Origin of the sequence: Periweissella fabalis, assembly GCF_012396505.1 — a bacterium.
GTDB classification, from domain to species: domain Bacteria; phylum Bacillota; class Bacilli; order Lactobacillales; family Lactobacillaceae; genus Periweissella; species Periweissella fabalis.
In genome coordinates this window covers 1-13,018 of record NZ_JAAXPN010000011.1, presented here as the reverse complement: position 1 = coordinate 13,018, position 13,018 = coordinate 1, and the positions used below count along the sequence as shown (strand labels likewise).

Below are 13,018 nucleotides of genomic sequence, written 5' to 3'. Positions count from 1 at the left end.
CCTTGAGATTGTTCGAGAATGGGCGTGACATAACTCTTTTCGACTTATGTCACGTCCATTCTGTGTTACGAATATATTAGATTTCTAGGCCTGGGTAATTAGGCATTAAGATCATTTTTAATCCTAGTTAGCCAGTGTGGTAAAGTTTCACTAAGTTCAGCAAAAGTGACGTCAAATTTCTGAGTATACCAAGGATCGGCAATTTCGGTACCTTGCTTATCAGGTAAGATGTCGTATGCCATATAAATTTTATGCTTACTTTCTTCATCAGGTGCAAGACGGTTTAAATTAGCCACATTTTGGTTATCCATAGTAATAATGTAATCTGCCCATTTAAAATCACTCGGTGTAATTTGACGAGCAATAATACCATCAAATGGGATATGATGTTTTTTTAGTTCGGCTTGCGTGCCAGGATGGGGGTGTTTACCCACCTCCCAATCAGAAGTCCCAGCAGAATCAATTGTAATTTGGTGACTTAGATTATTATTAGCGACCATTTGGCGAAACATCGCTTCAGCCATAGTTGACCGAGCGATATTACCTAGACAAACAAAAAGTATGTTTTTCATATGTTTTACCTCAAAACTTTGATATTATTAAAAGTAGCAAATTGATGTTAGAAGTACAATGAAAATGATTCATTGACGATATACATTATGAAGAGGATGGTTCTTTTAAATGAAGATTAAACTTGCGGAAGTCGCGGTAGCAGTGAACGCGCTAAATGATATTACTGAATACGCAGACGTTGAAATTACATCAGTCGCATTTGACAGTCGTGATTTAAAGCCAGGGGCATTGTTTATTCCTTTGGTTGCTGAAAATGATGGCCATGAATTTTTGGCTAATGCTCGTGAAAATGGAGCAGTTGCAACATTATGGGCAAATGATCATATAGCAAATCGACCAAATGACTTTCCAGTTGTAGTAGTTGAAGACACGTTGATTGGCTTACAAGAGTTAGCCCGCGATTATTTGGCTAAAATGTCGCCAAAAGTTGTTGCAATAACAGGATCTAATGGTAAGACAACCACAAAGGATTTAATTGCAGCAATTGGTAGTACGCAATATAATACGATTAAAACACCGGAAAACTTCAATAATGAAATTGGAGTACCAATTACCATCTTACGGATGGAAAAAAGTACTGAGTTACTAGTCGTTGAAATGGGGATGGATCGTTTTGGCCAACTAGAGTTTTTAAGTAACCTTGTTAAACCAGATATGGCCGTTATTACCATGATTGGTGAAGCTCATATTGAGTTTTTTAAGACACGTGCTAGAATTACTGATGCCAAAATGGAAATTGTAGCTGGATTAAATCAAGCTGGGCTATTTATTTATAATGGCGATGAACCATTATTACGTGAGCGTGCACTTAATGTCAAACAGGCCAAGCAAACATTTGGTTTGACGAATGATAATGATTTATACGCAACTGAAATCGAAACAGGAGATTATGCAACTAGTTTTAAGACTAATAAATGGCCAGATTTAACATTTACAATTCCGGTTGTAGGTGAATATAACGTAGCCAATGCCTTAGCAGCTTTGGCAGTTGGAAGTGAACTTAAAATTTCACCCGAAAATTTACAAGTTGCATTGCGTAATGTTATTCTTACTGCAAACCGAACGCAATGGTTAAAAAATCATAATGACGTCCGAATTCTAAGTGATGTCTATAATTCAAATCCGACGGCAGTTAAAGAAGTAGTAAAAGCGTTTAAAGATACTAAGACAACCGGAAAACGAGTAGTTGTCTTAGGTGATATGTTGGAGTTAGGGGATGATTCAAAAGCTTTACATGCAAGTTTAGCAGATTCATTGAACCCCGCTGAAATTCAAGAAGTATTCTTAATGGGAAAAGATATGGAAGCACTAAAGGATGCTCTTGCTGATAAGTATACACAGGCACAATTACATTATTATCCAAGCCTAGATAAAGAACCATTAGTCAATGACTTAAAAGCAACTCTTGCTAGTGATGATGTTATTTTACTAAAGGGGAGTCATGGAATTCATTTAGAACAGGTATTGAGCTTGTTAATGCAATAATATTAGTAAATGGATAATCTGGTTTTATAGTCTAGCTAACCTGTAGTATAATAAAAATAAAACGGGGTACAGTAGATGAAATATCAGTCATATTCTGAGTGGACAGTTGCTAATAAGGGCCTTAAATTGCCTAAATGGGATGAATTACCTAAATTTGAATTATACATGGATCAATTGTTAGAATATGTAAATGAAGTGTTAGCACCATTGGAGATTGGTCCAGTAACAGCAACTATGATTAACAATTACGTTAAGAAAAAAGTTATTTTTCCACCGTTAAAAAAGAAATATGGGAACACCCAAATTGCCGATATTATTTTATTAACAATGTTAAAATCAGTTTTTGCGATTGATCAAATTCGTCAGGGAATGAATCAAATTACAATCTCGATGTATCCTAAACGTGCATATGATTATTATGTGGAACAAGTAATGCTACGTTTTCAACATGCAAATCAAACCCAAATTAAAGAATTAAATGAAAATCCGCAGCTAGCGTTAATTGATACAACAATTGAAGCAATGGTTAGTAAACTGAATGCTGAAAAAATTTTATTTTACTCCCAAGCACAAAAAGTACCTCAAAAAGTGAAGGGCTAATAAAAAAGCATCCTGTAAAGGATGCTTTTTTATTAGCGTTTCCAATGTTCATTAAGGAATTGATCGCGGGGACCATGTTCCAAGGCGTAACGTAAGGGGTCTTTTTTGTAAAAGTCTTGATGATACTCTTCAGCTTCATAAAATGGCTTAGCATCTTCAATTGTTGTAACAATTGGCTTAGTAAAGATTGGTGAAGCTTGTAAAGTTGCTTTAGATGCTTCAGCGGTTGCTCGTTGTTCAGGACTATTTACGAAGATAACAGGACGATAACTATCACCGCGGTCTTGGAATTGACCACCGGCATCAGTAGGGTCAGTTACTTGCCAATAGATAGCAACTAATTTTTCATAGCTAATAAGGGCAGGGTCAAATTCAATTTTAACGGCTTCGGTATGGCCAGTTGTATGACTGCATACTTCTTGATAGGTAGGATTAGCAACATGACCGCCAGTATAGCCTGAACGGACACTAATAATTCCAGGTAAGGTATCAAATGGTTGTACCATGCACCAGAAACAGCCACCAGCGAAAATTGCGGTATCAGTAGTTGGGATATTCATGTTAGTACCTCGCATTTATTTAAGAATGTCTTTAATTATAGCAATTTTTTGAAAAACCGGAATGATTTGTAGTTGATATTAGTGAAATATTCATGTTTGTAATGCTTAAGTAATACTTTTAGGTTTGAGTAGTTAATAATAATGGATTATTAAAATTGTACAAATGATAGTTAATGATAGAATATATCAGCTCATAAACGAATTTTTGAAAAATCTAAAAAAATATAGTTCGTGTTTTTACGATAATTTTACAGTTTTAATATTAAAACTTGCAGAAGCTTTCGCATTTTAGTATTATAAAAAATGTACAAATTTTCGATTTTTGTCGATGTGCAATTATAAATATTTCATAATAAATTTCGTGTTTTCAGAAAGGATACACTCATGTATTTAGCAATAAACATTATTGGTGTTTTTGTATTTTTGGGCGTAGCGTTCTTGTTCTCTAAAGATAAGAAGGCTATTAATTGGCGCTCAATCGCAGTCGTTTTGGTCATCAACCTATTCCTTGCTTGGTTCTTTAGTAGTTTCTCAATCGGGCGTGATGTTGTGCAAGCCGCTGCTAACGGATTTGAATGGTTAGTTAACGCATCATACAAAGGGATTGCTTTTGCATTGCCAAACTGGGTTTCAGCATCATTAGGTACTGAAATTGGTGGATCTTTGGCTAAAGGTAGCAATATGAACTTTGTTACAGCAGCCTTACTTCCAATTCTCTTGATCGTGCCATTATTTGATATTTTGACTTACATTGGTGTTTTACCATTCATCATTAAGTGGGGTGGTAAAGGGTTATCAGTTATCACCGGTCAACCAAAATTCGAATCATTCTTTGCAATCGAAATGATGTTTCTTGGTAACACTGAAGCGCTTGCGGTTTCTCAACTTCAATTGAAGTCAATGAAAGCACAGCGTAATGTTACGATTGCTATGATGTCAATGAGTTGTGTCACTGCTTCAATTCTAGGTGCGTATGTTGGCTTGATGCCTGGTATGTATGTTATTACTGCGGTACCATTAAATGTTTTAAATGCTATTATCATTACTTCATTACTTAACCCAGTTAAGATTGATGCTTCTGAAGACACAATTGCTAAAATTGGTGGGTCATCAGTTGTTGAATCTGAAGACATGGAAGATGGTAAAAAAGAACCATTCTTTTCATTTCTTGGTGATTCAATCTTAGGTGCAGGTCGTTTGATCTTAATTATTGCAGCAAATGTTATTGCCTTTGTGGCATTGGCATTCTTGATTGATAAAATTCTTGGTTTAATTAACCCTAACTTATCACTTGAAAATATTTTAGGTGTTATTATGTTCCCATTTGCTTACTTACTTGGTTTCAACCCTGAAGATGCATTTAAATTAGCACGTCTCATGGGTACTAAGTTAGTAACTAATGAATTTGTTGTTATGGGCCAAGTTACTAAAGACGTAACTGCGGCAGTTAAAGCTAACTACCAAGGCACTGGTCTTTATTCACGCCACTTTGTTGCTGTACTTACAGTGTTCTTAACGTCATTTGCGAACTTTTCAACGACTGGTATGATTATTGGTGCCTTCAAAGGTATCATTAATCGTGAAGGTAATGACGCTATCTCAAAGAGTGTGCCATTAATGCTTCTTTCAGGTATTTTAGTTTCACTTCTTTCAGCAGGTCTTATTGGTATTTTTAGCTGGTAAGATATATAATATCCATATATTAGTCAGTTTCTATTAAACGGGACGCAGGCATTTTGTCCTGCGTCCCGTTTTTGCATGTAAATTGGAGGATTTTCATATGGAAGACCAAATTAAAGTGATTATTGATTGTGATCCAGGAATTGATGATGCAGCAGCACTTGCAATTGCACTAACTAATCCAAAGATTGATGTGCAATTAATTACCACAGTCGCTGGCAATGTAACCGTTGACAAAACAACCAATAATGCTCTAAAACTAGTACATTTTTTTGATGCAACAGTCCCAGTGGCAATAGGTGCGGCAACACCCTTATTGAAACCATTTGAAGATGCGGCCAGAATACATGGGGAATCAGGAATGCCTGGATACGATTTTGGAGATTTATATGGAACCCCAATTGACAAGGACGCAGTAACTGCAATGTATGATGTCTTGATGGCATCATCTGAAGCAATCACACTGATTCCAACCGGTGCATACACTAATATCGCTTTACTACTCCGTCTTCACCCAGAGGTAACACCAAAAATTAAGCGGATTGTTGCGATGGGTGGTTCGATTACTCGTGGCAACATGACTAGTACTGCTGAATTCAATGTTTTTACTGATCCACATGCGGCTGAAATTATGTATAATGCCGGGATTCCAGTGACAATGATTGGCCTGGATATTACTTTAAAGGCTTTAATAACGCCAAGTACTCTTGCTAAACTACCGGAGCTAAATGAGGCTGGTAAGATGCTTCGAGCACTAATCACCCATTACAACGATGGTGGTGAAGAAGGAGTACCGATGCATGATGTAAATACGATTTTTTATTTACTTCATCCCGAAGCAATTGAAACTAAGCCTTATTGGATTGATGTTGTCACAGAAGGACCAGCGATTGGAACCACTGTAGCAGATATACGTGGTGCCTACCATGGTGGTAAAACTAATGTTGAAGTTGCGATAGATATTGATGCTGCGGCATTTAATGAATTTATGTTATTAGAAGTTAGTGAAATGGATAAGTTTTAGAATGGAAATTGAATTACGTAAGTTAGAACCAACTGATTTTGAAGACTATTGGCCTTTAATTAGTGATACTCAATTAGCGGCTGCGGCAGGATTTTTACCAGTACAAGGTATTTTTGCCGGCCAAGTAATGTTTCAAGCTGCTTTGACACGTGATTTAACCTATTTGATCATTTACCAGGGAATGGTTATTGGTAGTATAGCCTTTGAAGCCGATAATACTTTAAGTCAATGCTTAGAGATTGGCTACTTATTATTACCTGAATATTGGAATCAAGGCCTTATGACGCAGGCGGTTACTCAAGCAATAGCGATTGCTTTTAAGAAGCTGCATATACAAACTTTGTGGGCTCGAGTTATTGAACCAGAAAGTGCCTCAGCTGCCGTATTACGTAAAAATGGATTTATCCAGCAAAAACATCTTCCAAATGAAAGTAGCTACAAATTTATTTTACAATGCTAAAATATTTGGGTATGTGGCTTGCTTTTAGTATGAGGATTATGTAGAATAGGTTCTATTAAAAGTAAATATTTGAAAGAGGTTGCAACCAACATCAGTAGGCTAATTTAGAAGACGGGCTTCGGAGATTAGATGAAAGGGACGGTTGCCGAAATTAGTTAATTTCCGTAGATTAACTTTTTGGGCCAATGCTTAATAGGCGTTGGACTGTCGCAGCGAAAAATGTCGGCTGCGGGGCGCTATCGACAAACGGTAAGAATAAATATATTCAAATCCTTTGGCTAATGTGTTTTTTATTAGGCAAAGGATTTTTTTATTACCGCGAGACAGGCTTTTCGAATAAAAAGGAGAAGAGAACATGGCACAAAATAATACAGAATCATTTGGTGGTGGAATTAAGCGTGAACTTAAGACGCGCCATATCTCAATGATTGCTTTAGGAGGATGTATTGGGACTGGCTTGTTTGTTGCATCTGGTTCGGCAATTTCACAAGCAGGTCCATTAGGTGCATTGACAGCGTATATTGCAATTGGGATTATGGTATTTTTCTTAATGACTTCATTAGGGGAAATGGCCACATATATGCCTTTGACTGGGTCCTTTGCAACTTATGCCAATAAATTTGTTGACCCAGCATTTGGTTTTGCAATGGGTTGGAACTACTGGTTTAACTGGGCAGTAACTTTAGCAGTTGATGCTGCTACAGTTGGAGTAGTTATGAATTATTGGTTACCTAATATGCCACAGTGGATTTGGTCAGCGATTGCTTTAGCACTTATATTTGTAATCAATATTTTATCGGTTAAATCATTTGGTGAAACTGAATTTTGGATGTCAATTATAAAAGTTATAACGGTTTTGATATTTTTAGTCATTGGTTTATTAACAATTTTTGGTATCATGGGTAATCACGTTGATGTAATTGGTAATTTAACAGCCAATCACCACAATGGTGGCTTTGTTGGGGGCTTACCTGCTATCTTAGCAGTCTTTGTCGTAGCGGGATATTCATTCCAAGGAACTGAATTAATCGGAATCACTGCTGGTGAATCAGCAACTCCTGAAGAATCAGTTCCTAAGGCTATTAAGCAAGTTTTCTGGCGGATTTTGCTATTTTATATTCTTTCAATCTTTGTAATTGCAGCGTTGATCAACTACAAAAATCCTGATCTATTACGTTCGGATGCGGCCCATGTCGCAGTATCACCATTTGCGTTAGTATTTAAGCAAGCTGGATTTGCTGCTGCTGCATCGGTTATGAATGCTGTTATTTTAACGTCAGTATTATCGTCAGCTAATTCAGGAATGTATGCCTCAACTCGAATGTTATATGTAATGTCACGCGAAGGCTTCGCACCTAAAGTTTTTGGTAAGACTAATCGTCGTGGAATTCCAGTAGCTGCATTACTTGGTACAACAGTAATTGGCTTACTTACATTTGTAACTAGTATTATTGGCCCCAATGCATATAATTATTTAGTAGCTGCTTCAGGTTTAACTGGCTTTATAGCTTGGATTGGTATTGCAGTATCACATTATCGTTTCCGCCGAGCATTTGTTGCTCAAGGTAAAGACTTGAGTTCATTGAAGTATAAAGCTAAATGGTTTCCGTTTGGCCCATTAATGGCTCTAATTATTTGTATTTTAGTCATTATTGGCCAAAATCCCCAATCATTTATTGCTCTTGATTGGCAACAAGTTTTAATTACTTACATGAGTGTACCGTTATTTATTATTTTGTATCTTTATTATAAGCTTCGCTATCGGACAAAAGTTATTCCGCTTAAAGAAGTTGATTTAAATAAATCAAGTAAAAGCGAAAGCTATGAAGCAAATTAGTAACATTGAGTCATGACAAAAGTCAGGCGATATAGAGAAATATGACAATAGGTTCCTTGAAGATTTTCTTCAAGGAACCTATTGTCATATTTTGGGTTTATGGTATTTCACGTATAGTATGTGCTTTAGTAATTTAGCTTAGTTTTTGTTTATTGAACTAAATTATAAAGGCGGGTATAATTAAAGCTTATTGACAATTTAATTATTTGAAGAGGTTGCAATCAACAATAGTAAATTAAGTTAGGAAACGAAATTCCGTAGCTTGATTGAAAGGGGCGATTGCCGAAGTTAGTTAAGGTTTCGTACTTAATTAGCTGGGCTAATATTTAATAGATATTAGACTCTCGTAGCAAAAATGTCGGCTGCGAGGCGCTAGCGACAATTGGTATCTAAATTTCAGAACCCTTTGGCTAATGTGTATTTATTAGGCTAAGGGTCTTTTTTTATTTAAAATAGTTGAGCTTCAAATGGATAGGAGAAGAAAATGTCAACAGGTAAATCAAATTCAGGTGGAATCAAACGTGAGTTACAAACTAGGCATATTTCAATGATTGCTTTAGGTGGAAGTATTGGGACGGGATTATTCGTTGCGTCAGGTTCAGCAATATCTCAAGCTGGTCCGATGGGGGCGATTGCAGCTTACGCAGCGATAGGAATTATGGTGTTCTTTTTAATGACGTCACTTGGCGAAATGGCAACGTATATGCCGCTAACAGGTTCATTTGCAACATATGCCACCAAGTTTGTTGATCCAGCATTTGGATTTGCAATGGGCTGGAATTATTGGTTCAATTGGGCAGTGACATTGGCTGTTGATGCGGCAACGGTTGGTGTTGTTATGAGCTATTGGCTTCCTAATTGGCCACAATGGATTTGGTCGGCAATTGCAATTGTGTTAATCTTTATTGTTAATATTTTATCGGTTAAATCGTTTGGTGAGACTGAATTTTGGATGTCAATTATAAAAGTTGTAACGGTATTAGTTTTCTTAGTTATTGGGGTATTAACAATCTTTGGCATCATGGGTAATCACGTCAATGTTATTACTAATTTAACAGCCAATCATCATAATGGTGGCTTTGTTGGCGGTTTGCCAGCTGTTTTGGCAGTTTTTGTAGTAGCAGGTTATTCTTTTCAAGGAACAGAATTAATTGGTATTACTGCTGGTGAATCAGCAACCCCTGAAGAATCTGTTCCTAAGGCAATAAAACAAGTTTTTTGGCGGATTTTATTATTTTATATTTTATCAATTTTAGTGATTGCAGAATTGATTAATTATAAAGATCCGAACTTATTACGTTCAGATGCTGCCCATGTAGCGATATCACCATTTGCGTTAGTATTTAAGCAAGCTGGTTTTGCTGCTGCTGCCTCGGTAATGAATGCAATTATTTTAACGTCCGTCCTTTCATCAGCTAATTCAGGGATGTACGCTTCAACTCGAATGTTATACGTGATGTCACGTGAAGGCTTTGCGCCTAAATTATTCGATCGAGTTAGTCGTCGTGGAATTCCATTAACAGCATTACTTGGAACAACGATTGTGGCTATATTAACATTTTTAACTAGTGTTTTAGGCCCTAATGCATATACTTACTTAGTAGCTGGTTCAGGCTTAACAGGGTTCATTGCGTGGATTGGAATTGCCGTTTCACATTATCGCTTTCGTCGAGCATTTGTTGCCCAAGGACATGCATTAACCGAACTTAAATACAAAGCTAAGTGGTTTCCGTTTGGACCTTTATTAGCATTGATTGTTTGTATTTTGGTTATTATTGGTCAAAATCCAACATCATTTATTAAATTTGATTGGCAACAAATATTAATCACTTACATGAGTATTCCGTTATTTTTAATTTTATTTATCTATTACAAGGTGCGTTATAAGACACATATTATTTCGTTGACTGAAGTTGATTTAACAAAGGTAACTAAAAGCGAGAGCTTCGAGTCATAATATAAGCTTTTTTCAGTAGTAATTTAGTTTAAAATACATATCGGAAACTGATAGATGCGAAATATGACAATAGGTCCCTGAAGATTTTCTTCAAGGGACCTATTATTGTATTTACCAATATCGGCCGATTTTTAATGGCCTATTGCTCTAGTTTTATTGTAAATGATAGTAAATTAAGTAATGGTAAACAAGTAATTCTTTTTAATTGAGTAAGATAGCATAAAGTAAGTCGATTTTATTTAGTTTGTTCAACGAATATTTACCAAATGACACTATTTTTTGATATAGTAATAGAGATAAGTTTGAGGATATAAAGGAGTAAGATAATGATAGTTTTATCTGGAACGATAGGGGCAGGAAAGTCAACATTAACCAAAATGTTAGCACAACATTTAGGAACACAAGCTTTTTATGAGACGGTTGATGATAACACAATTTTAAAGATGTTTTATGCTGATCCTCAAAAATACGGTTTCCTGTTGCAAGTTTATTTTATGAATAAGCGTTTAGGTTATATTCAACAAGCACAAAGTAATTCCTTGGATATCCTAGATCGTTCGATATTTGAAGATGCACTATTATTTAAGCTTAATGCAGATCTTGGTCGAGCAACTGATATTGAGGTCGAAATTCATCAAGCCTTACTTGAAAATATGATGGAAAACTTACCTGGTGTGGCATCAAAGGATCCTGGTTTACTAATTTATATTCGTGTATCATTTGAGACAATGTTGCAAAGAATTAAGTTACGTGGCCGTGATTTTGAACAAGTTGAACAAGATCCGAGTTTGTTTGAATACTATCGGACTTTGACAAGTCGTTATGATGCTTGGTTTGAAGCTTATGATCGTTCCCCTAAAATGATGATTGATGGCGATCGATTGGATTTTGTTACAGAAGAACAGGCACGAATAGAAGTGCTCACGGCAATTGATAATAAACTAACCCAATTGGGATTAAGATAGGAGATTTTTGTATGTTAGATATGAAGTTATTTCGTACTGAAACTGAGTACGTTAAAGAACGTTTGGCGACACGTGGTGTTGAAGGAAATGTTATTGATGAATTGGTGACTTTAGATGCCAAACGGCGTGATTTAATTCAAGAAACTGAGCAATTGAAGGCTAAACGTAATGTGGTTTCTGAAGAGATTGCCGTTGCAAAACGTAATAAACAGGATGCCAGTGCTGTAATTGCTGAGATGCAAGCTGTTGGGGCAAAAATCAAGGAAATTGATGCTGACCTTGAGAATGTTGAAGCAGCTATTTTCAAAATTGCTTCACACTTACCTAATATGCCGCATGAAAGTATTCCAGTTGGTCCAGATGAAGAAGCGAATGTTGAAATTCGCACAGATGGAAAAATTCGTGAATTTGATTTTGAACCTAAAAACCACTGGGAAATTGGTGAAGATTTAGGAATTCTTGATTTTGAACGTGGTGCCAAAGTTGCTGGCGCACGTTTCTTATACTACGTTGGCCAAGGGGCACGTTTGGAACGGGCTATTTACAACTTCATGTTGGATGAACACCGTAAAGAAGGCTACAAAGAAATGTTGACACCATACATGGTTAACTACGACTCAATGTTTGGTACGGGACAATATCCTAAGTTTGAAGAAGATGCTTACCGTGTTGGAGTTGAAAACGATATGACGTTAATTCCTACAGCCGAAGTACCATTGACGAACTACTACCGGGATGAAGTAATTCCAGCCGAAAAGTTACCAGTATACTTTACAGCTGTTTCACCATCATTCCGTCAAGAAGCTGGTTCAGCTGGTCGCGATACCCGTGGTTTGATTCGTTTACACCAATTTAACAAAGTTGAAATGGTTAAATTTGCTAAGCCAGAAGATTCATACAACGAACTTGAAAAGATGGTTACAAATGCTGAAAACATCTTGCAACGTTTAGGCTTGCCATATCACGTAATCAACTTGTCAACTGGTGACATGGGCTTCTCAGCTGCTAAGACTTATGACTTGGAAGTTTGGATGCCTGCGCAAAACATGTACCGTGAAATTTCATCATGTTCAAACACGGAAGCCTTCCAAGCACGTCGGGCCCACATTCAATACCGTGATGCTGATGGCAAATTACAGTTTGTCCACACATTGAATGGATCAGGTCTTGCGGTTGGTCGGACCGTTGCCGCAATTTTGGAAAACTGCCAAAATGAAGATGGTACGGTAACAATCCCTGAAGCACTTCGCCCATACTTTGGTGCGGATAAGATTGTTAAAGAAGACGAATTATAAAATATATAGTAAAGATACTGTATAATCTAAAATATTCAACAAAAAAGCTTTGTGATATATTCGAAGTATACATAAAAATCCCAGGAAAAATTCATTTTTTCTGGGATTTTTATTAGTATTTATCATTACCACTTGCTTGATTGCTTTAATAAATAAAATCAGATATCAGACGACAACAAATTTTTTAGTAGTATTTGATAAAAAAAGTAAAATTTTTGTTGACCTTTTGTTTTCCACGCGGTATTATAAAATAGTTGTTTCGATAAATACGAAATGAAGCGGATGTGGCGGAACTGGCAGACGCGCTGGATTTAGGTTCCAGTGTCTTATGGCGTGGGGGTTCGAATCCCTTCATCCGCATTTCTTTTTTTGAGAAACGCCGACTTAGCTCAGTTGGCAGAGCACATCACTAGTAATGATGGGGTCGAAGGTTCGAATCCTTTAGTCGGCATTAGTGCGAAAGTAGTTCAGTGGTAGAACATCACCTTGCCATGGTGGGGGTCGCGGGTTCGAATCCCGTCTTTCGCTTAAATTTAATATTATGCACCTATAGCGCAATTGGATAGAGTGTCTGACTACGAA

At 36.6% G+C, this 13,018-nt stretch carries 11 protein-coding genes, 3 tRNA genes and 2 riboswitches; of the genes, 12 read left to right on the top strand and 2 right to left on the bottom strand.

Going from position 1 to position 13,018, the window contains the following annotated elements; all coding sequences use genetic code 11:
* Positions 1-98 precede the first annotated feature (98 nt).
* The gene (locus HF964_RS08790) at positions 99-572 is read right to left on the bottom strand and encodes a low molecular weight protein-tyrosine-phosphatase (protein WP_168722680.1); all 474 of its coding nucleotides are present in this window, start codon (positions 570-572) and stop codon (positions 99-101) included.
* 109 nt (positions 573-681) lie between these two features.
* Between HF964_RS08790 and HF964_RS08785 the strand changes: the two genes are divergently transcribed.
* Both HF964_RS08785 and HF964_RS08780 read left to right on the top strand, forming a co-directional pair.
* The gene (locus tag HF964_RS08785; RefSeq protein WP_168722679.1) at positions 682-2,058 is read left to right on the top strand and encodes a UDP-N-acetylmuramoyl-tripeptide--D-alanyl-D-alanine ligase; all 1,377 of its coding nucleotides are present in this window, start codon (positions 682-684) and stop codon (positions 2,056-2,058) included.
* 75 nt (positions 2,059-2,133) lie between these two features.
* The gene (locus tag HF964_RS08780) at positions 2,134-2,658 is read left to right on the top strand and encodes a DUF1836 domain-containing protein (protein ID WP_168722678.1); all 525 of its coding nucleotides are present in this window, start codon (positions 2,134-2,136) and stop codon (positions 2,656-2,658) included.
* A gap of 32 nt (positions 2,659-2,690) precedes the next feature.
* Here the strand turns inward: HF964_RS08780 and msrA are convergent, their stop codons facing one another.
* Entirely contained in the window at positions 2,691-3,218 is a 528-nt protein-coding gene (gene msrA, locus HF964_RS08775) for a peptide-methionine (S)-S-oxide reductase MsrA (protein WP_168722677.1), read from the bottom strand.
* A gap of 384 nt (positions 3,219-3,602) precedes the next feature.
* Here msrA and HF964_RS08770 point away from each other — a divergent pair, with 384 nt between their 5' ends.
* The 10 genes from HF964_RS08770 (at position 3,603) to HF964_RS08725 (ending at position 12,964) form a co-directional block, all read left to right on the top strand.
* Complete coding sequence (locus HF964_RS08770) at positions 3,603-4,901, top strand: NupC/NupG family nucleoside CNT transporter (protein WP_168722676.1); 1,299 nt, start codon at positions 3,603-3,605, stop codon at positions 4,899-4,901.
* Between the two features lie 97 nt (positions 4,902-4,998).
* The gene (rihC, locus tag HF964_RS08765) at positions 4,999-5,922 is read left to right on the top strand and encodes a ribonucleoside hydrolase RihC (RefSeq protein ID WP_168722675.1); all 924 of its coding nucleotides are present in this window, start codon (positions 4,999-5,001) and stop codon (positions 5,920-5,922) included.
* Between the two features lies 1 nt (position 5,923).
* Entirely contained in the window at positions 5,924-6,382 is a 459-nt protein-coding gene (locus HF964_RS08760) for a GNAT family N-acetyltransferase (RefSeq protein WP_168722674.1), read from the top strand.
* 65 nt (positions 6,383-6,447) lie between these two features.
* Positions 6,448-6,629, top strand: a riboswitch (Lysine riboswitch).
* 108 nt (positions 6,630-6,737) lie between these two features.
* Entirely contained in the window at positions 6,738-8,219 is a 1,482-nt protein-coding gene (locus HF964_RS08755; RefSeq protein WP_168722673.1) for an amino acid permease, read from the top strand.
* A 201-nt stretch (positions 8,220-8,420) separates the two neighbouring features.
* A riboswitch (Lysine riboswitch) is annotated at positions 8,421-8,603 on the top strand.
* Positions 8,604-8,703: 100 nt separating this feature from the next.
* Positions 8,704-10,176, top strand: a complete 1,473-nt coding sequence (locus HF964_RS08750; protein WP_168722672.1) for an amino acid permease — start codon at positions 8,704-8,706, stop codon at positions 10,174-10,176.
* 326 nt (positions 10,177-10,502) lie between these two features.
* Complete coding sequence (locus HF964_RS08745) at positions 10,503-11,141, top strand: deoxynucleoside kinase (protein ID WP_168722671.1); 639 nt, start codon at positions 10,503-10,505, stop codon at positions 11,139-11,141.
* Between the two features lie 11 nt (positions 11,142-11,152).
* The gene (gene serS / locus HF964_RS08740; protein WP_168722670.1) at positions 11,153-12,436 is read left to right on the top strand and encodes a serine--tRNA ligase; all 1,284 of its coding nucleotides are present in this window, start codon (positions 11,153-11,155) and stop codon (positions 12,434-12,436) included.
* Between the two features lie 278 nt (positions 12,437-12,714).
* A tRNA-Leu gene (locus tag HF964_RS08735) sits at positions 12,715-12,796 on the top strand.
* 18 nt (positions 12,797-12,814) lie between these two features.
* Positions 12,815-12,887: transfer RNA gene (locus HF964_RS08730), tRNA-Thr, on the top strand.
* Positions 12,888-12,892: 5 nt separating this feature from the next.
* A tRNA-Gly gene (locus tag HF964_RS08725) sits at positions 12,893-12,964 on the top strand.
* Positions 12,965-13,018: the final 54 nt, after the last annotated feature.

Excerpts from the sequence above, each read along its gene's own strand:
- HF964_RS08760 (WP_168722674.1), top strand. The coding sequence starts at position 5,924 with ATGGAAATTGAATTACGTAAGTTAGAACCAACTGATTTTGAAGACTAT.
- HF964_RS08755 (WP_168722673.1), top strand. The coding sequence starts at position 6,738 with ATGGCACAAAATAATACAGAATCATTTGGTGGTGGAATTAAGCGTGAA.
- HF964_RS08790 (WP_168722680.1), bottom strand. The coding sequence starts at position 572 with ATGAAAAACATACTTTTTGTTTGTCTAGGTAATATCGCTCGGTCAACT.
- HF964_RS08770 (WP_168722676.1), top strand. The coding sequence starts at position 3,603 with ATGTATTTAGCAATAAACATTATTGGTGTTTTTGTATTTTTGGGCGTA.
- HF964_RS08780 (WP_168722678.1), top strand. The coding sequence starts at position 2,134 with ATGAAATATCAGTCATATTCTGAGTGGACAGTTGCTAATAAGGGCCTT.
- msrA (WP_168722677.1), bottom strand. The coding sequence starts at position 3,218 with ATGAATATCCCAACTACTGATACCGCAATTTTCGCTGGTGGCTGTTTC.
- HF964_RS08750 (WP_168722672.1), top strand. The coding sequence starts at position 8,704 with ATGTCAACAGGTAAATCAAATTCAGGTGGAATCAAACGTGAGTTACAA.
- HF964_RS08745 (WP_168722671.1), top strand. The coding sequence starts at position 10,503 with ATGATAGTTTTATCTGGAACGATAGGGGCAGGAAAGTCAACATTAACC.
- HF964_RS08785 (WP_168722679.1), top strand. The coding sequence starts at position 682 with ATGAAGATTAAACTTGCGGAAGTCGCGGTAGCAGTGAACGCGCTAAAT.
- serS (WP_168722670.1), top strand. The coding sequence starts at position 11,153 with ATGTTAGATATGAAGTTATTTCGTACTGAAACTGAGTACGTTAAAGAA.
- rihC (WP_168722675.1), top strand. The coding sequence starts at position 4,999 with ATGGAAGACCAAATTAAAGTGATTATTGATTGTGATCCAGGAATTGAT.